This is a genomic window from Enterobacter sichuanensis, assembly GCF_009036245.1.
Lineage (GTDB): Bacteria > Pseudomonadota > Gammaproteobacteria > Enterobacterales > Enterobacteriaceae > Enterobacter > Enterobacter sichuanensis.
The window spans coordinates 2,721,338-2,739,051 of record NZ_CP027986.1; the positions used below are offsets into that span (position 1 = coordinate 2,721,338).

The 17,714-nt window shown below is 56.0% G+C and carries 16 protein-coding genes; all 16 read right to left on the bottom strand.

Annotated elements, in window-relative coordinates:
- Positions 1-5 precede the first annotated feature (5 nt).
- Positions 6-998, bottom strand: a complete 993-nt coding sequence (locus C1N69_RS13140) for a hypothetical protein (RefSeq protein WP_045285512.1) — start codon at positions 996-998, stop codon at positions 6-8.
- Positions 999-1,014: 16 nt separating this feature from the next.
- Positions 1,015-1,812 (bottom strand): PP2C family protein-serine/threonine phosphatase, encoded by a 798-nt coding sequence (locus C1N69_RS13145; RefSeq protein ID WP_025760036.1) that lies wholly within the window; start codon positions 1,810-1,812, stop codon positions 1,015-1,017.
- The gene (gene tagH, locus C1N69_RS13150; RefSeq protein ID WP_155031345.1) at positions 1,809-3,569 is read right to left on the bottom strand and encodes a type VI secretion system-associated FHA domain protein TagH; all 1,761 of its coding nucleotides are present in this window, start codon (positions 3,567-3,569) and stop codon (positions 1,809-1,811) included. Before tagH ends, C1N69_RS13145 begins: the two co-directional genes overlap by 4 nt.
- Before the next feature lie 110 nt (positions 3,570-3,679).
- Positions 3,680-4,078 (bottom strand): hypothetical protein, encoded by a 399-nt coding sequence (locus C1N69_RS13155; RefSeq protein ID WP_155031346.1) that lies wholly within the window; start codon positions 4,076-4,078, stop codon positions 3,680-3,682.
- Between the two features lie 697 nt (positions 4,079-4,775).
- Positions 4,776-5,129 carry a T6SS amidase immunity protein Tai4 family protein gene (locus C1N69_RS13165; RefSeq protein WP_047958909.1) on the bottom strand — a complete coding sequence of 118 codons (354 nt, stop codon included), beginning with the start codon at positions 5,127-5,129 and terminating at the stop codon, positions 4,776-4,778.
- Positions 5,126-5,617 (bottom strand): type VI secretion system amidase effector protein Tae4, encoded by a 492-nt coding sequence (locus C1N69_RS13170; RefSeq protein WP_155031347.1) that lies wholly within the window; start codon positions 5,615-5,617, stop codon positions 5,126-5,128. The genes C1N69_RS13165 and C1N69_RS13170 overlap by 4 nt, the downstream gene beginning before the upstream one ends.
- A gap of 58 nt (positions 5,618-5,675) precedes the next feature.
- Complete coding sequence (locus C1N69_RS13175) at positions 5,676-6,158, bottom strand: Hcp family type VI secretion system effector (RefSeq protein WP_008502640.1); 483 nt, start codon at positions 6,156-6,158, stop codon at positions 5,676-5,678.
- A gap of 180 nt (positions 6,159-6,338) precedes the next feature.
- Positions 6,339-6,728, bottom strand: coding sequence for a T6SS amidase immunity protein Tai4 family protein (locus C1N69_RS13180; protein ID WP_095441645.1), 390 nt, complete (start codon positions 6,726-6,728; stop codon positions 6,339-6,341).
- A gap of 101 nt (positions 6,729-6,829) precedes the next feature.
- Positions 6,830-7,261 carry a Rap1a/Tai family immunity protein gene (locus tag C1N69_RS13185; protein ID WP_155031348.1) on the bottom strand — a complete coding sequence of 144 codons (432 nt, stop codon included), beginning with the start codon at positions 7,259-7,261 and terminating at the stop codon, positions 6,830-6,832.
- Positions 7,262-7,602: 341 nt separating this feature from the next.
- A complete protein-coding gene (gene tssC, locus C1N69_RS13190; protein ID WP_013096181.1) occupies positions 7,603-9,102 on the bottom strand; it encodes a type VI secretion system contractile sheath large subunit in 1,500 nt (499 codons plus the stop codon).
- Positions 9,103-9,105: 3 nt separating this feature from the next.
- On the bottom strand, positions 9,106-9,630 hold the full coding sequence (gene tssB, locus C1N69_RS13195; protein WP_008502644.1) for a type VI secretion system contractile sheath small subunit: 525 nt from the start codon (positions 9,628-9,630) through the stop codon (positions 9,106-9,108).
- A 75-nt stretch (positions 9,631-9,705) separates the two neighbouring features.
- Entirely contained in the window at positions 9,706-10,722 is a 1,017-nt protein-coding gene (gene tssA, locus C1N69_RS13200) for a type VI secretion system protein TssA (RefSeq protein WP_094919229.1), read from the bottom strand.
- An 11-nt stretch (positions 10,723-10,733) separates the two neighbouring features.
- Positions 10,734-11,450: a type VI secretion system-associated protein TagF gene (gene tagF / locus C1N69_RS13205; RefSeq protein ID WP_025756847.1), complete on the bottom strand. Its 717-nt coding sequence runs from the start codon at positions 11,448-11,450 to the stop codon at positions 10,734-10,736.
- 16 nt (positions 11,451-11,466) lie between these two features.
- Positions 11,467-15,087, bottom strand: a complete 3,621-nt coding sequence (tssM, locus tag C1N69_RS13210) for a type VI secretion system membrane subunit TssM (protein ID WP_155031349.1) — start codon at positions 15,085-15,087, stop codon at positions 11,467-11,469.
- A 2-nt stretch (positions 15,088-15,089) separates the two neighbouring features.
- The gene (locus tag C1N69_RS13215) at positions 15,090-16,328 is read right to left on the bottom strand and encodes a DotU family type VI secretion system protein (RefSeq protein ID WP_025756849.1); all 1,239 of its coding nucleotides are present in this window, start codon (positions 16,326-16,328) and stop codon (positions 15,090-15,092) included.
- A 17-nt stretch (positions 16,329-16,345) separates the two neighbouring features.
- The gene (gene tssK / locus C1N69_RS13220; protein WP_155031350.1) at positions 16,346-17,689 is read right to left on the bottom strand and encodes a type VI secretion system baseplate subunit TssK; all 1,344 of its coding nucleotides are present in this window, start codon (positions 17,687-17,689) and stop codon (positions 16,346-16,348) included.
- Positions 17,690-17,714 lie beyond the last annotated feature (25 nt).

Consider the following 17,714-nt stretch of genomic DNA (forward strand, 5'->3'; position numbering starts at 1 on the left):
ATTCCTTAATTCGCCGCGCGCCATGCGCCAACTGCCGGATCCCGCAGCTGAGGACGCAGGGTGTCAATCAGCACAATATTCAGCGGGGTGCCGGGCGCAACCCAGGCGCTCCACGTTTTTTTCACCGCGGCGATACGCGCCTGCAGTTTTGCATCGTCGCTGGCGACTTCGCGCGAAATTTCTACCGCCACCGTGCCGTTGCTCTTCCAACTGTTCAGGGCGTCATCGTAAGGCAGGATCATCCAGCTCTGGTCGCTGTCAGAGGTGCTGAAGACCATGCGCTCTTTGTTGACGGAGGTGATCAGGGCGTTTTCCGGGTCGGCGTTTTGGTTCAACCCGGTCACCGGAAAGCCGTGAATGTAGGTCACGGCCATCTCTTTCTGCCCACCGTTGCGGGACTGAGAGATAACAGTGTGTCCGCTCAGCCAGCTGCCGTTACCGCAGCGGGTAGTCTCAGAATCCGGAATGAAGAGCGCCGGTGCGGATGCACCACCTTCCCAGAAGGTGCGCAGATGGCAGCCGTCCTGTAGGGTAAACTCCTGCCACGGCGTGCGGTCGGCGGGCGCAGTCTGGGTAGCCACATTCTGGTCTGGCGGGAGTAATGCGCCGCTGGCAGCGGTTTCGGTCGCGGCAGTCGCAGCCTGCGCCTGTTTCACCACCAGCGCCCAATCCTGCGCTTTGCCTGCCGTGCCCTGTGCCAGCGTCGTGCCCGCCGGATCGTTGAGCGTCCAGCTGAGTTTATTGAGTTTGCTGCACTGGTGCTCCAGCAGCGAGCCAAGACGCGGGACAAAGTTTTCCAGCACAGAGACGTCTTTCTTGCCGTTCGCCACGATACGCAGCGCCACCTCTGGCTTACACCAGCTTTGCGGGGTGTTGTCTTTGATGTTGTCGATCCAGATATCCAGCTTCTGCGCAGGAGACTGCACGATGCGGAAATTCTCAGCCTGAGCGGTGGAGGTCACCACCAGAAGTGCCAAACCCGATAGCCAAAGTTTCATAGCGTTCCTTGTGTGTCTAATCAGTTCCGCAGGGAAGAAATTGTGCTGCATCAGAGAGGGTGTGCAGCAATGTTGTATCCTGAGGGTTGCCCATCCATACCGCCAGGGCGGTATAGTTATCCTGAGCATTCCCCTCCTGTTCGCCATTCTTTTGAATGATTTGGTTCATTAAGGTCAGCCACTCCTGCGGCGTATTGACCATATGCAGCGACTGCTTCATTTGCTCTTCGCTGACGCCGTGCCAGAAGCCGTCGGTGCACAGTAAAAACGCATCGCCGTCTTCAACCTGCACTACGTCGCTATAGCTCGCTTCTGGCCCACCGTTTTCAATCCCCAGCGCCAGATACAGCAGGTTGCTGTTCAGGTTATCGGTCTGGTGCCCGGCATCTTTCATCTGCTGCACCAGGCTGTGGTCGGTGGTGACGTGCCACAGCCAGCCGCGACGAAACAGGTACAGGCGGCTGTCCCCGGCGTGCGCCCAGTAGGCCAGCCCATAATCCCGGTCAATGAACAGGCTGACCAGCGTCGTGCCCATCCGGCGGTAGTCCTGCACGGCCTGCTGTTCGCTGAGAATAGTGCGATTCGCGGTCTGCACGTAGTCGCGGATATGCTGCGCATTAAGGTGTTTGTTGCCATCGAAGCGGGAGATAATGCTGTTGCGGGCCAGTTCAGCGGCCACCTCCCCGCCCGGCAGGCCAGCGATGCCGTCGCAGACGACAAAGCAGGCTGAGCGTTCCCCAATGGTTTCTCCCGTCTGATCCTGGTTACTGGCGCGCGTCCCCTGGCGGGAGAGAGAAGCCGTTGCGATATTCATTTGTCTTCCGATCCGCTCTGTGAGTCTTTGTACTGATTCACCTCCATGTCATAGGCATGAAGGAAAGCTTCGCCAAACAGGGTGTGGAAGTCATCCTCGATCTCACCTGCCGTCTCGCCGTAGCTGCGAACAAAATAGTCCCACAGGGCGGCTTTGCGGCTTCCCGGCAGCGCCAGGCGAGAAGTCATGCCGTTCTGTTTCGCCTGCTCTTCCAGCTGTTCCGGGTTAAAGGACTGGAGCATCGCGGCAATAATGGCGCGAATACCGGAGATCATCCCCAGCTGGTGCGCCTGCAGATCGATCAGCGCGTCGCGCACGGATTTCGTCGGCGGCATAAAGCCCGGCATGGGGGTACCGAACATCTGGATGAGGACGGTTTTCCCGGTCGGCAACAGCTTGAACGGGTTGTTAGCGTCGTCCAGCACCATGGTCATGTCGGCTTTGACGCCACGCTTGAGGATAGAGCGCGAGGAGAGCAGCGCCACGGTTCCCTGGGAGAACATACCGAGGATCTGCCCCAGCTGACGCATGTTTTCCCGGTCAAACTGCGGCACCGGCTGCATTTCGCTCAGGCCCATACCTTCCAGCAGCGCCTCCAGCAGCTCGCCCTGCAGCACTTCGCCCTTCTCACCGTTGTTCGCCGTGGCGCCGGGTGAGGCGGCGTTATTGACCGGATCGATACGCAGCCGTCCCTTGGGCGCCTGACTGCTACTGCGCGCAACGGCCTGCGGTGTAGGCATAGTGAAGCCTGCGTAATCCTGTCGCGGGGGTGCTTCTTCAGCTCGCGGAGCTTCCTGCGGTTCAGGGGCGAACAGCGGAGAGCCGGCCAGCACGTCCTCCTCCGGCTCAGGTTCCGGCTTTGGCTCCGGCTTCTGGTCGGCAATCTCGTCCGGATGAGTTAACGGCGCCCCGCCCATCAGCCCGAGCGGGTCATCATTGCGTGCGGCTGGCGCGCTGGCCGAACCCCCAAACAGGGCCAGCGGGTCGAGTTCATCCGTCGTCTCTTCTGCTGGCGCGGGTTTGCTCTCTACCGGTGGCACCAGGGTTGAAGGGGTGACGTCATCAAAGATGCTCTCTTTTTTGAACAACGCTTCATCGCTGAACAAGGTGTCTGGATCGACGTTCTTACGCTCAAGCTTCGGATCGCTGTCATTGAACATCGCCAGCGGATCTTCGGCGTTACGCTCCGGTGCGGCGGGTTGGGAGAAGGGATCGTGAGACGCTGCAGGCTGCGGTTTCGTCCGGTTGCGGGAGATGCTGTCGGAGATGGAAAACTCCTGCATCAGGCTGTCCCAGATTTCCGACGGCACGGCAGTTGGCTCAGCCTTACCGCGCGGTGCGGCGCTTGCCGGTTTCGGCTGCGCAACCGGTGCTGGCGCAACGGTCGGACGAGCCTGCTGCTGCATGCTGGCGGCCATGCGGCTCACCGGCTGGGTGTCGTGGATAAGCTCGGTCACTTCGATGCGGTAGTCATCAATGCCGAGAATGTCGCCATCCTGCAGCTCAACCTGACGGCCCCGCTCCAGCGGAATGTCATTTAATACCACGCGGGTGACGCTGCCACGGTTGGTGACGCGGCATTCGCCCTGGGCGTCAACGTGAACAATGGCCTGCAGGCGTGAGATGGTGCGGTCATTGTCCGGCAAGACCAGATTGTTATCCGTACCGCGCCCAATGGTGCCGCCCGGGGCGTAAAAATCACAGCTGCTCTGCGGCGGCTGATGACCGGGTTTCGTAGAAATAATCGTGAATCGCATGGCGTATTCCTGCTGGTATGATTAGCGCTCAAACGCTGCCGCTCTCGGGGGTGAGAACGGCGGCGTTTGGGGGTTAAGCCTACAAAATCAATCATAAAGACAATGAAAAATTATATCTCATTAATAATCGCCATAATTAAAAGCAGTATAAAAATAGCCATAGTGAATTTAATTTTTTTGTCATATGAATAAACCCAGGAGAGTTCAAAGCCGGACAAAACATCATGAGATGCATGAGATTGAAGTCTTCGAGAGTCGGTTAGCTTAACGCTTTTTCCCCGTAATAATCTTGATAAAATTGTGATACGGAAACCGAAACCCCAGAACCCCAAACCTTCCCAAACTTGATAATCTTCCTTCCTTAATAATCTGGCTTGCGTTAATGCATTATATACTTCCGAAACTTCCCCCGAATGCTTACGATAATCAATATAAAAAGTAACCATCAGGATTAAGAACAGAGCAAAAAGAAAAATCACAAAAATGGAGAAAATATCATTAGCAATCATATCATTCTCCACTGAATATTAAGATACCGTTCTTCTCGCCAACAAACCCATCTACTTTCGTACCTCCAGCAGCGCCAGCAGCACCTATGATTAATCCGCAAACAAGCGCTTCAGCCCCGGCAGTCGGGACACCTAATGATTGTTATCCGTTGAGAAAGTGAATACAAAAACTATTTAATGAAGGTTATAAAATATAATCCAACAATCAGCCACAGAGTGAATATTAACGCCTGTATTTTATAACGACGATGTAACTTTAGCATCCAGCCAATTCTTTCGTCCGGTAACGACTGTACGTATTTATAAGCTTCTTCCTGCACAAACCTTTCATGGGTAAACTTCATTCTGACGCCTTTATAAAGGCGTACAAACCAGATTATTTTTTGGTAATTAGCCGGTGAACCAAAAAATGAAGCGTAGTTTGTCACAAGATCCAGATCATATCCTTTGCGCCGGTAGTCAGAAAGTAGCTGATTATAATCATTCTCGTGTTTTTTAAAAAAACGAGAGCTGAACAGGTCCATGATTACAACAATCAGAAACAAGACCACAATAAGAAACAATAGTAAACAGTCCATATACACCATAATTTACTACCGAGGCTGACGAATCTGCACTCGTCTTGAGCATCATTACGAGTGGTGACTTGAAGACGCGAGATGGTGCAGTCAAATATCCTGGTAATATCGGTGAAACGCTATTTTTGGACATTGAGCAGACGAATCGCGTCGCTTTTGGCGATTAAGCTACATTTCAATACCTGATAATGACCCGGTGCAGTACCGCCTACTTTCTCTTTCAGCAAAGAAATAATCATCTTGTCAGCTTTTTCAAAATTCTCAGCAGGCAGATCGCTTGCTTCGAGCCATGCAGCGGCACTGGCCTCTGCATCATCCTTCAGGCTTTTACTCTCTGCAATCTTGCCGATGCATCGATTTTGCACCCAGTTTTCAAAAATTTGTTGCTGAGAAAAAACACTCACATCAGGAAGTGTTTGAGCATAAACAGCAGAAGTATTTAAGGCCAATACAATCAGCAATAAACGTTTCATTTCAGGCTCCAGAATGTTGCGTTGGTCGGAATAAATGAACCATTGCCAGGAGAGCCAAGAAAATGACAATCATCAGAGCAAATATTTCCATTCCAGAGTGTTACATGTCCGGTTGCATCATACCAGCCATGTCCGGTAAAGATGATAATGCCCTGCTTGCCTGCAAATTGTGCAGGAGTTGGTGAAGAGACTGACATATCTGCACTGCCCAGTACTGTGGGTAGAAATGCAATCATATCTTTGACACGGAACATATATCGCTTTTTGTCGTCCCCGGTCACTGTTGCATATTTACTATTAGATGGAATCGGAATACCACAATAATTTAAAACGTAGCTCATACGAATGGGGCAGGCATTTTTAAAAATACCGGCATCAATATTATGCTGAACTTTCCCACCCAATAACTTGCCAACCTGTACTACGTTTACGTTCACTTCTCTGAATCGGTTCCAGGCGGCACCAAAAGCAGGACGCATGTGAGACATCTTGTTTCTCCTTGATAAGAAGCTTAGGGTAAAGTGAGCCCTTTCGGGCCCACTACTATTACGCTTCTTTGTTCTCTTTGATGTTCCAGCCAGCGCTGCTTTCAGCACCTTTACCACCAGACGTGGTCTGCTCCCAGTACTGCTGTTTCACTTTCGCAGCCTGGAATGCATAGGTCACACCAACGGTATCGCCGTTGTCTGCACCGGTGTACTGAACAGACGTGACCAGCACATCTTCCAGGGTGATGCGGGAGTATTCCACCTGCTGGCCACCGGCTTTACAGACGGACAGCTCAACTTTGGTCAGGTGTTTACCGCTGGCGCAGTGTTTCAGGATTGCTGTGGTGGATTTGTCGATCAGGGCGTTAACGTGCAAATCGTTAAAGTTAACTTTACCGGCACCGCCGCCACCGCCAACGCTCATATTACCAGGCTGGGAAGCGCCCCAGGAGAAGGAGGTAATATCAGTCCAGCCGGTGTGGTTAGAATCTTTCGATTCGCCAGTAACACCCTCGACCTTCAGAAACATATCAATAGCCATAATATCTACTCTTCGTGGATGAACAATATTGCTTTCGAAAAAGCACTTATATGGCAAACAGGAAAGCATGGGGCTGAATAAAACCGTCCATATTTTACCTCTGCCTCATATCAAATGACCCGTGTCATTTGACAGTCTTACATTCCCCCTGAATGAACGGAAAGAATGTGAAGTCTTTTACTACTGCGGGTTATCCTGAATCCAGGTACGTTCAGGATCGCCAATGATGACTTGCGGAACCAGTTTGTTCAGTTCGTCGCTATGATAAAGACGTAAACAGTTTAAGGTTACGCCTTTGACATCGGGTTTTCGCTCTGAATGAAAACCATTAACTTGATTTTTATATTTCCCAATAAGTGCGTTCACTTTATCAGTACCATTTTCGGCATCAAAAGGTATCCACTCAATGAATGCGCTCGCACTTCGGGCCGCATCAACAGAAAACTGGCTGCCTTTATCTGCCACCTGCGCAAGACAGCGCGCCAGAACTAAATCTTTTAAAACCTGCCGGTATGTTTGCTTCTGATAAAAATCAGGATAGTTATTTTCGGCACACACATAAAAAGTCATAAACGCGAGGAAAAAACAGAAATGTTTCACCTTATATCCTTTGCTATAGGCTCCACAGCGCATCAGCCATCCAATTCCAGCCGGTTCAACAATGGATCGTTCTATAAACCAGTCCGATGCTGACAGGGGCTTAATTCTCCCATTCCATCAGTAATGATTTCAGAAGCCCGCCGTTTGCCCTCCTGCTCAGATAAATGAGCAAAGCGAGAATAAAGAAACTCATAAATCGTATTGGGCAAAATGGGGTGACCTTTACACCATGCCTTCCCCTCTGATGCATCCACCACGCCTAACAGATACATATCCGCTTTAATGCGCTCGCGTTCATTCGTTTTTGAAAGCCAGGCACTGGCGAAGCGCGCGGCACTGAGATTCAAATCGTACCCCGTTAATAAGGCCGGATCGCGAAGCAAATTTGACGTATCATCCTGCGGTAATGCTGTTGCGTCAGGATAAGAATAATTTTCCGTTTGTGCATCAGCCAGAGGGGCGATGAACAGCATAGCGATAGCCAACAGGGTTATTTTATTCATAGTAAGATCGCGTAGTGGACTATCTATATAAAATATAAGCCAGCGTGAATTTCTAACGTTTCTCTTTCCATTTCTCTGCGACAACGTATATTCCTATCGCTAATGCATTAAGTCCAGCACATAAAAATCCATGCATTGCGATTTGCGGGACATCTTCCGGCCAGTCAAAGATAAACAGATAGTAGCCAGATACCGTCACAAACAGCATGAACGAAATTATTAGCAATATATAAACGGTTAAATAGCTGATGAATTTTCGTATTAACGCTTTCACAGTCAAATTCATTAGCTATCTCGTATTCACCGAAATGTTGCCGGCCCTCCAGGGCCGGCACTCATCATCACGCGTCTTTCGTCTTCAGCGACGGCAGTTTAGACACCAGACGCAGGGACACAGTCAGCCCCTCCAGCTGGTAGTGTGGACGCAGGAAGAACTTCGCGGCGTAGTAGCCCGGGTTGTCTTCAATTTCCTGCACCTGCACTTCCGCAGCCGCCAGCGGTTTGCGGGATTTGGTTTCCTGGGAGGAGTTCGCCGGGTCGCCGTCCACGTAGTTCATTACCCAGTCGTTCAGCCAGCGTTCCATCTCCTCGCGCTCGCGGAAGGAGCCGATTTTGTCACGCACGATGCATTTCAGGTAGTGAGCAAAACGGCAGCAGGCGAACAGGTATGGCAGACGAGACGCCAGGCGCGCGTTAGCGGTTGCATCCGGGTCATGGTACTCCGCCGGTTTTTGCAGAGACTGCGCGCCGATGAAGGCAGCGAAGTCGGAGTTTTTACGGTGAACCAGCGGCATAAAGCCGTTTTTCGCCAGCTCGGCTTCTCGACGGTCGCTGATGGCGATCTCGGTTGGACATTTCATGTCCACGCCGCCGTCATCGCTCGGGAAGGTGTGGCACGGCAGGTTTTCCACCGCCCCGCCGGACTCCACGCCGCGAATCGAGGTGCACCAGCCGTACTCTTTGAAGGAGCGGTTGATGTTGGCTGCCATCGCATACGCGGCGTTAGCCCACGCGTAGCTGTTGTGGTTCGCGCCGTCGGTCTGCTCTTCAAAGTCAAAGCTGTCGACCGGGTTAGTGCGAATCCCGTACGGCAGGCGCGACAGGAAGCGCGGCATCACCAGGCCCAGATAGCGGGCATCTTCAGATTCACGCAGTGAACGCCAGGCGGCGTACTCGGTGTTCTGGAAGATTTTGGTCAGATCGCGCGGGTTGGCCAGCTCCTGCCAGGACTCCATCTGCATCACGCCCGGTGCAGTACCGGTGATGAACGGACAGTGGGCCGCCGAACCGATGCGCGCCATTTCACCCAGCAGCTCAACGTCCTGCGGGCTGTGGTCGAAGTAGTAGTCGCCGACGATGCAGCCAAACGGCTCACCACCAAACTGACCGTACTCCTGCTCGTAGATTTTCTTGAAGATTGGGCTCTGGTCCCAGCCCACGCCTTTGTAGCGTTTCAGGGTACGGCCCAGCTCCTGCTTGGAGATGCTCATAAAGCGGATCTTCAGCATCTCGTCGGTTTCAGTGTTGTTCACCAGGTAGCTCAGACCGCGCCAGGCGCTCTCCAGCTTCTGAAACTCTTCGTGGTGAATAATCTGGTTTACCTGCTGTGACAGCTGCTCATCGATACCCGCAATCAGGTTCTGAATGGTGCGGTAAGTATCGTTTGAGAAGGTGACGGTATTTTCCAGCGCCTGTTGCGCCAGGGTTTTGACCGCGCTTTCTACGGCGGAACGCGCCTGGTCGGTTTTCGGGCGGAACTCTTTGTTCAGCAGCGCGCTGAATTCATCCTGGCTGAACGCCTGACCCGCCTGCTGCTCATGTTGTTGAGTCTGGTTGCTCATCGATTATTCCTCGCTACCTTTCGCGCTTTCGTCATTTTTCGGCAACTGGCTCAGGGATTTGAGCAGTGTCGGATCCTGCAGAATTTTAGCGATCAGCTCTTCCGCACCGTTTTTGCCGTCCATATAGGTCAGCAGGTTGGAGAGCTGAGTACGTGCTTCCAGCAGCTTGTTCAGCGGCTCGACCTTGCGGGCCACCGCATCCGGCAGGAAGTCGTCCATGCTGTCGAAGGTCAGATCGACGTTGAGCTTACCTTCGCCGGTCAGGGTGTTGTCCACCTGGAACGCCACGCGCGGCTTCAGCGCCTTCATGCGTTCGTCAAAATTATCGATGTCAATTTCGAGGAATTTGCGCTCATCCACGGCCGGCAGGTTTTCCACCGGTTTGCCGACCAGATCGGCCATAACGCCCATCACGAACGGCAGCTGAATTTTACGTTCTGCACCGTAGATCTCTACGTCGTACTCGATCTGCACGCGGGGGGCACGGTTACGTGCGATGAATTTCTGCCCACTGTTACTCATTGCCATGATGTTCTCCATCAAAGATGCGCGGTGAAGGTGAAACGGCAGGCTCCATGCCTGTCGTCATAATGCCTGGACGCGTTATTCGCGGCGTCCAAAGATGTTTTCCAGTTGGTTAACGCCGTCTGGCGCCAGGTCGCGAATAATGTCCATAAAGTTAAGTTCTGACAGCCGCTGCACCCGTTCAATCATCAGCGGTGCGGGGTGGCTCGGTTCGTACTGTGCAAAATACTGCTTCGCTTTTTCCAGCATCAGCTGGGCATCGGCGCGGCTGGTGACCTGCACGCTGCGCCAGTCGGTGACCTGCTGGACAGGCTGCGCGGCCATCGGCTGCGAGGCGGCGGGCTGTTCAGCCTGCGCCTCACGGTTTGGCAGCAGCTTGCTGATGTCGGTCACCTGACAGGCGCTGGCCACCAGCCCCACGGTTTTCAGCAACTGCTCCATCTCCGGCACTCCGCTCTCGCCGAGATAGCCGGTGAGCAGCTCGCGGATCGCCAGCAGCCGTTCGTTAATGACGATAACCGCTGCGGTTCCTGGCTGGTCGCCGCGGGAGAGCTCGTCAATCAGCCTTGGACGGCCACCGGGATAGTCCGGACACTCCGTCTTACTGCCGTCCAGCAGCGCCTGGGCATCACGCAGCGAAATTTCATCGCCGTTTGAACGCAGCAGCGAGGCGTTTCGCACCGCGACGGTGAGCTCAGACTTGTCGCTCAGCCCCGCCAGGGCGTTAATGCGGTAAAACGGATCGGTTTCGCCATACTCTTCCAGCAGCGGATAAAGTGGCTCCCAGTAACGGGTGATCGCCTCCTGCACCAGCAGTAATCCGTCAGCGTAACCGGCCAGCCCGCGACGGCGTGTCCAGGCATGGGTTAACGCCAGCAGCACGCGAAGATCTTTGGTGCGGGTCAGCAGGCTGGTGGCGAATTTTTCCACCGTGTTCCAGTCCGCCGGCTCTGCCGGGATAATGGTGTCGCCAAACTGTTGTTCCGCTTTCCCGAGGCTTGCCTGGTTCATGCTCTGAAAATCAGCGTCGTACTCCAGGTTTTCGCCGCAGGGCTTGTCGGGGCTTATTGGCGCGAGAAATTCTTCGATATTCATAAGATCCCTGCTTATTCAAACATGGGCGGATAGAGACCGTGACGGCCCGGGCGGGCCCCCCCTGCCGGATCGAACAGCAGGGTGAAAAGCTGCCCGGTAAAGTTACCGCTGTGAACGTGGGTGTACAGCGGGTAACCGTCGCAGCGGTTGGTCCACCAGTAGCTGGTCTGCCGAAGGGGATCAAAACATTCTGCCGCCTGTGGCCAGCCCAGGGTGTTCTGACCGTCCTCGTCATAACCGATCACGTCAAGGATGTCGGAACGCTTTTGCGGCTCGACGGGCTGCGGCGCCGGAATGGTCATCAGCATTTCATCCAGCTGCGAGGCGGAAAAACTGTTGCGCACCGCGTGCAGACCCAGGCGCCCAATCTGCTGGTACCAGCTCTCAGCCTGGCTGAGCAGGCTGGTCGACCATTCAGACGGGGCGAAGCTCAGCTGCAGGCACACCGGGTACTGGCGGCCAACGCTGTCGCGGCCGGGCAGCAGACAGCCCATCTGGATCATCTGGCTGCCCAGCATCGGCGGTACAACAAAATTCCAGACCGGGGCTTTGTGAAACTGGCGCTCGCCGCTGCGCTGCTCTTCCTGTTGCCAGGCCAGCAGACCGACCTGAAACCAGTGCGACCACTGGCGCTGTAAGGTGTCAGGAAAGCGGCGCTGCAAAAAATCTCCGGCGCTGGGTAATTTGCCATACCAGCTGTAGCGGTTCATCGCAGGGGTATTCGTCATACGGCTGTCCTTGCGGTTATGGGCATGAGAAACGAGGAAGCTGGAACGGGTTGCGAATGCTGTTTGGCGCAAACTCCAGCGTGACCTGATGTCCGTCAACGTTGAAGGTGGCCTGACGGCTCAGGCTCCCCGCCCCCGGGCTGGTGCTCGCTTTATCGAAGAAGCGGTTCAGTGCCCAGGCGCCGTTGGTCACCAGCGTCGCCGTGCTGCCGTTCGCCAGGCCCAGCTGCATACGCACCTGGTTGGTACCGCCCGGCCCCGGCCAGTTCATGATCTGCACGGCCTGCGGGCCGTGGCTGTAGCGCAGCAGCTGGCCGTCAACGTCCAGGGTCAGGTTCAGAATGGTGTTATCCATTCGCACGGTGCGTACCGTCACCTTGAAGGACGGCGTGGTTGCCCCGTTAGCAAAGAAGGCATCGCGAATAGACTGGGCCTGCTGGAACGGTCTCAGCAGCCCTTCGCTGCCCGGCAGCGTTTTACCGTCGATGCCCGGCATAAAGCGCCAGTTCGCCTGGGTGGTGTCTACCTTATTGGTCAGGTTGTCGCGGAAGAAGGCGTCCATCAGTCCGGTGCCCGGCGCAAACATGCGCGCCAGATCGTCAGGGGTCACCTCGGTGCTGGCGCTGCGCACCAGCGGGTAGCGACCAGCAATGGCCTGACGGCAGAAACCACCCACCTCAACGCTGATTCGCTTACGCACGTTTTCCAGGTCACGGCGCTGGGTGTCGCTGCTGGCGCCTACCGCCATATTGCTGAACATGGTTTGCAGCCCGCCCGGCAGACGACCGGCGCTGGCCTGCAGGCGGCTTATCGCCTCGCCGCCCGGGGCCGGCATGCCGCTGTTGGCGGCGTCCTGTACGGCGGTCAGGTAACGATACAGCTCATCCACCTGCTTGAGAAAATCATCAAAGACGATGGTTTTCCCGCCCTTCTCCAGCGGCTGGGCCAGCTCAATCATCGGCGCATAGTGGTCGGTCACCAGCTGCTCCGGCGCCTGGGTAACCACCGCAGCCTGCGTCGGGGCATTGTCATTATTGCTGAACAGCGCTTCCAGGGTGCGGGTCGCCCGGTTGCTCTGCTCCTGTGCTTTACCCGCCTCTTCCGGCGTCGGTGCATTACGCAACAGCGTCAGTACCTGGCTCAGGTTCTGCACCAGACGGCGCAGCGGCGAGTTTGCGCCCGAGAGCAGGCGCGCGGTGTTGATGCGCTGGGAAAGATCGGCGCTGTTATTCAGCTGAATGTCGGCAAGAAAGCTATCCCAGTTAGCGATAAAGTCGCGCATGTAGAGTTGGCGCACGGCGTTATCGATCTGCTGTTTATCCTCCTGCGCGGTGCTGGCCCCCAGCACCCAGGCGTCGTCCTCGTGCAGTGCCGTGGTGACGCTATCAATCTGGCTGTTAAAGCTTTTCCAGTAGCCTTCCGGCGTATAGAGGCCCGGCACACCTTCACTCACCGGCTTACCGCTTTTGCGGGAAAAGACCAGCTCGCTCTGCGGTCCGCCCAGGTTGGAAAGGGAGACCGGTTTAAGGTTTTCATCATGCTCCAGCAGGCGCTTGAGACGACCGTACACGCGCGTGGAAAGCGGCTGCTGGTTGATCATCGCTCTTTCGCGTGCCACCAGGGACTCGTCCTGCGCGTACGGGGAGGCCTGAATTTTCGGCTCCAGCAGCTGCGTCAGGTGCCATTCAAGCTGCTGCAGCTGCGCCTTCGTCACGTTCTGCGGCAGGTTACGCTGCAGGTTGAGCATCACCCAAGAGTGCAGGAATTTACCGTCATAGTGCTTCGGCTGGTAGAGCATCTGATAAGCCTTCAGCGCTTCATAGCTGTATTCCACATCGCTGCCGTTGTCGTTACGAAGCCAGGTGGTGATGTGCATGGCGACGGCAGGCAACAGCATCTGATCCAGCGCTTTCTGGTACAGCGACTGGGCGGCGTCGCTGACGTCATCCCCACGGTAGAGCCCCATACGGCGGGAGACCGGCGGGTCATTGACGTCAAAGGCGTCGCTTTTCGGCAGGTCAACCAGCCCGTTCAGCAGCGGCAGCAAATCGAACAGATCGCGCTGAGGCTGGTTCTGCAACGCTTTGCTCTGCTGGTCCAGCAGGGGCACCTTCGCATCCACCTCGTCCAGATAAGCCTTGTTTTTGGCATAGCTGGTCAGCCACAGGCCACCCAGGATCACCAGCAGGGCCAGCAGCGCCGCGTAGCCAGACCAGATCACCGCCCGGTTGCGCAGTTCCCACCAGCGGTTTTCACCGGCGATGCCGGCTTCCTGGAAAATGACGTTTTGCAGCAGGTTTTTAATGAAGAAACTCTGGCCTTTTGCGCCCGGAATAGGCGCTTCTTTGCTGACCGAATCCCAGTGTGCGGACTCATCCCCTTCCGGCAGCGACAGCGCACGGTTCAGTTCGCCCATCACCCGGTCGAACGGCATCCCTTCCTGAGTACCGCTGGCGAAGTAAATCCCGCGTGGGGAGAACTCGGTTTCAAAGTTGGAGCGGGCGAAGACCGTGCTCAGGTAATCCGCCAGCAGCGGACGCAGGGCAGCGAACTCCTGCGGGAAGAGATACGCTTCGGCACGGGTTTTAGCGTCATGCTCTTTGAGCATGGTTTCCGGCAGCCCGGCATCCAGGCGCTGCTGTAAAAGCGAAAACTCCTGGTGGAAGTTGCCCATCAGGTCGAAATCGGCGTGTTTGGTCTGCTCCCATGGCAGGGTAAAGCCCCAGATCTGGTCGCGCTGCGCTTTGTCGTAGTCGGCAAACCAGGCGCGGAAGCCTTTAAGCAGGTCGGCCTTGGTTACCATCACGTAGACCGGGAAGCGAATACCCAGCTGTTCATGCAGTTCAGACAGACGCTGACGCAGGTTCACCGCCTGCTGGCGGGACGCCTCGGCAGACTGGGTAAGCAGGTCAGAAATGCTGATGGTAATGATGACGCCGTTGATCGGCTGGCGGCGGCGATACTTGCGCAGTAGCCCCATGAACTGCAGCCATTCGCCGGCGTCCTGCACCTGCTCACTCTCCTGCGTGGTGTAGCGACCCGCCGTGTCCAGCAGCACCGCCTCGTTGGTGAACCACCAGTCGCAGTTACGCGTACCGCCAATGCCCCGCAGCGCGGTCTTACCGAACCGGTCGGCCAGCGGGAACTGCAGGCCGGAATTCACCAGCGCCGTGGTTTTCCCCGAACCTGGCGCACCAATAATGACGTACCACGGCAGCTGATAGAGATATTGCGTGCTAAAACGCTGCGTCCACTGGGCACCCTGTCCCGCTTTGCTGAAGTGCGCTTTTTTCAGCATCTGCGCGGCTTCATCAAAGCGGCTGGCGAGGATCTGCTCCTCGTTGTTCAGCCGTTTCTGCGGATCCGCCGCTTCCGGGCTGGTGGTGTTCTCATTGAGCTTGTCCATCAGCTTGCGGTTCAGCCAGGCATTGTACAGCCGCGGCAGAATGTGGCCCTGCGCCCAGAGCAGATAGACCACGGCGATGCTGATAATACGGTTTTGCTCAGATTCGAGCGGTCGGGTGTCCACGATGGACAACAGGGGACCAATCATCCAGATCACCGCCGCAAGCGCCGTTACGCCGAGGAAGCTCCACAGAATGCGATTGGTCAAAATGGAAAGAAGTGTAGTCAGCATCCTTAGTTTCCTTGCGGCAATCCGTTCAGCTCAGCCTGCGTATTTTCAGGCGACACCAGCAGAGTAATTTCCACACGGCGGTTACGGGCACGGTTTTCTGGCGTCGTGTTCGGCGCTACCGGGTTAATCTCGCCCCGCCCTTCCGCTTTCACGCGGCCAGGCTGAGAGAGGCTTCCCTGCAGCATTTTCTGTACCGAGCGGGCACGTTCCAGAGAGAGTTCATAGTTAGAGGCAAAGCGCGCGCTGCGAATCGGCACGTTGTCGCTGTAGCCCACCACCAGAATTTTGCCGCTGACGTTATTCATCGCCTGTGCAATGCGGTTGATAACCGGTTCATAGCGGTCGCGCACGACGGTCGAGGCGGAGGCAAACAGACCATCACCCTTCAGGATAACGACGCTGCGGTCCGCTTCGTCCTTCACCGCCACCAGACCCGCCTCGATTTCCGGCTTCAGGAAACCACGCAGATTGAGCACCGCGGGCATCTGGCGTGCCGGTTGCTGGATGGTGGTTTCCGGCAGCTGGGACTGGTAAATCTTCGCCAGCACCGGGTTGGTGTTGTCGCCAAGACGCCAGTTCAGAATGATGTAGAACAGGCAGGCGATAAACCCGGCCAGCGCCACGCAGGCCCACAGGGGCACCATCGGCCGCCACAGTTTACGCAGCACCGGGCGATCTTCCGGATGGGGAGAGAGCGGCGGCGGGTAGCTGCCGCGCACGCCGCGGATCATCTGCCACAGACGCTGCTTGATGGTGTCAAGCTGAGTGCGGCCATTGTCCAGCACCCGGTAACGTCCTTCGAAGCCAAGCAGCAGACAGTAGTTGATCATCTCCAGCAGCAGGATATGCTCGCGCGGGTTTTGCGACAGGCGCGCCAGCAGCTGGAAGAACTTCTCGCCGCCCCACGTTTCGTTATGGAACGTCACCAGCAGCCCATTGCTTGACCAGACGCCGCTGCTGCCCCAGGGGGTAAGCGCGGCGGCCTCATCGAGCGCCGTGCACAGGCAGTAACGCGCCCCGACGATCACTTCGTAGGGCAGCCCCGCCTGCTGGCAGCGGACTTCGAAACGGCGAATCTCATCGATCAGACGCTGGCGCAACGCCACCTGATCGTCATGCGACACCGAATGACGGATCTGCGGGATCGCATTAAGCAGCGGGTTGGCGGCCGCCACCAGCTGATTGTTGCTACTGGCTCCGGTAAACGCGGCATCACTGCCGGTGTCCTGTCGTTCCTGCATATTAAGCGCTCGCTTTATTATTCTGTCGGGCTACGGATGGCCCAAAACTCCATATCCAGCCCGGGGAACTCCCCTGCAAGATGCAGGGCGAATGCGCCGGACTTATCCATCTCGTGCCACAGCTCGCTGCCCTTCTCGAGCTCGAAGTAGCTGTAGCCGGCATGCCACGGGATCTGCGGCGGCGCGACCGGCATGGCGCGCAGCATTATGCCCGGCAGCTGCAGCTGGACCAGATCGCGGATTTTTGAGACCGGTGCGATCTTCATCTGGGCCGGGAAATGGGTTTGCAGGTGTTCGCCTGGCACGTTGGCTTTTACCGCCAGCACGAAGCCAAACTCACGCACCATGCTGGTTTCAGGCACCGTGGCGATGTTCAGGCCATGAGAGCGCTCGTTAAGCGGCAGCTGGATCGCGTGGTCTTCCATCACCAGCGACAGGCCCTGACGCAGCATCAGCATCAGCTTGCTGAAGCTGTTTGCCAGATCGTCATGATCGTAAATCGGCAGCACGCTTTCCGCGGTACGTTGCGACGTCCAGGTGGTGAGCTCGGTGGCAAACGGCAGCCAGCTGCGCCACAGCGTTTCCGGGTGCACCAGCGGGAGGGTTTTTAAATGAGACACCTCACCCAGATGACGGTTAACCAGCGACAGCAGCGTAAACTCGATCATTTCAGAGGTATTGAAGCGGCCGGGCTGGCGCAGACGACCGCCAATCTGCTGGCTGCGCTGCACCAGCAAGCCGTGCAGATCGTTAATCATGCTGTAGATCTGCGGGCTGTTGTTGGCGTTCAGCATCGGCGGGATGTAGCTGTTATCGAGCCGCACGTGGTTGTCGTTACGTTTCTCAGCCACAAACGCCACGCCGATGGCGGTCCATTCAGCGGTGAGATCTTTTTCCAGCATCAGGGTCAGACGCAGACGGCCAAACTGGACGGTGGCATCTCCCACCGACATGGCGTTATCGTCTTCCACCTCTTGCTCGAACGCGATAAAGCGCGCCAGTGAGGCCGGCTCTTCGCTAAAAATCACCTCTTCTTTCTCGCCACGACGAACCGGCAGCGCGAGCACCACCTTTTCATTGGTGAGGTTGTCAGGAATTTTCAGCGGCACAGGACCGTTGCGCCCGTTACGCACCTGGAAAAAGGTGCCGTCCGGCAGCAACCCGCTGCAGTAGCTCAGGGCAATGCATCCCTGGCGAAGCATCGCTTCATCCAGTTCAACGTCGAGAAAGCCCCACAGATAAGAACGCTGCAGCGCACCCCATTCACGAACATGGTTGAGCAGATAACTTTCAGTCCGCTGAAAATGGTGTGGACGCAGGAACATGCCTTCGGTCCAGACGACCTTTTCTGCTTTGGTCATGATGATGTGTTTCCTGTTATGAAGC

Coding starts and splice junctions, on each gene's coding strand:
- C1N69_RS13140 (WP_045285512.1), bottom strand. CDS start 998: ATGAAACTTTGGCTATCGGGTTTGGCACTTCTGGTGGTGACCTCCACC.
- C1N69_RS13145 (WP_025760036.1), bottom strand. CDS start 1,812: ATGAATATCGCAACGGCTTCTCTCTCCCGCCAGGGGACGCGCGCCAGT.
- tagH (WP_155031345.1), bottom strand. CDS start 3,569: ATGCGATTCACGATTATTTCTACGAAACCCGGTCATCAGCCGCCGCAG.
- C1N69_RS13155 (WP_155031346.1), bottom strand. CDS start 4,078: ATGATTGCTAATGATATTTTCTCCATTTTTGTGATTTTTCTTTTTGCT.
- C1N69_RS13165 (WP_047958909.1), bottom strand. CDS start 5,129: ATGAAACGTTTATTGCTGATTGTATTGGCCTTAAATACTTCTGCTGTT.
- C1N69_RS13170 (WP_155031347.1), bottom strand. CDS start 5,617: ATGTCTCACATGCGTCCTGCTTTTGGTGCCGCCTGGAACCGATTCAGA.
- C1N69_RS13175 (WP_008502640.1), bottom strand. CDS start 6,158: ATGGCTATTGATATGTTTCTGAAGGTCGAGGGTGTTACTGGCGAATCG.
- C1N69_RS13180 (WP_095441645.1), bottom strand. CDS start 6,728: ATGACTTTTTATGTGTGTGCCGAAAATAACTATCCTGATTTTTATCAG.
- C1N69_RS13185 (WP_155031348.1), bottom strand. CDS start 7,261: ATGAATAAAATAACCCTGTTGGCTATCGCTATGCTGTTCATCGCCCCT.
- tssC (WP_013096181.1), bottom strand. CDS start 9,102: ATGAGCAACCAGACTCAACAACATGAGCAGCAGGCGGGTCAGGCGTTC.
- tssB (WP_008502644.1), bottom strand. CDS start 9,630: ATGGCAATGAGTAACAGTGGGCAGAAATTCATCGCACGTAACCGTGCC.
- tssA (WP_094919229.1), bottom strand. CDS start 10,722: ATGAATATCGAAGAATTTCTCGCGCCAATAAGCCCCGACAAGCCCTGC.
- tagF (WP_025756847.1), bottom strand. CDS start 11,450: ATGACGAATACCCCTGCGATGAACCGCTACAGCTGGTATGGCAAATTA.
- tssM (WP_155031349.1), bottom strand. CDS start 15,087: ATGCTGACTACACTTCTTTCCATTTTGACCAATCGCATTCTGTGGAGC.
- C1N69_RS13215 (WP_025756849.1), bottom strand. CDS start 16,328: ATGCAGGAACGACAGGACACCGGCAGTGATGCCGCGTTTACCGGAGCC.
- tssK (WP_155031350.1), bottom strand. CDS start 17,689: ATGACCAAAGCAGAAAAGGTCGTCTGGACCGAAGGCATGTTCCTGCGT.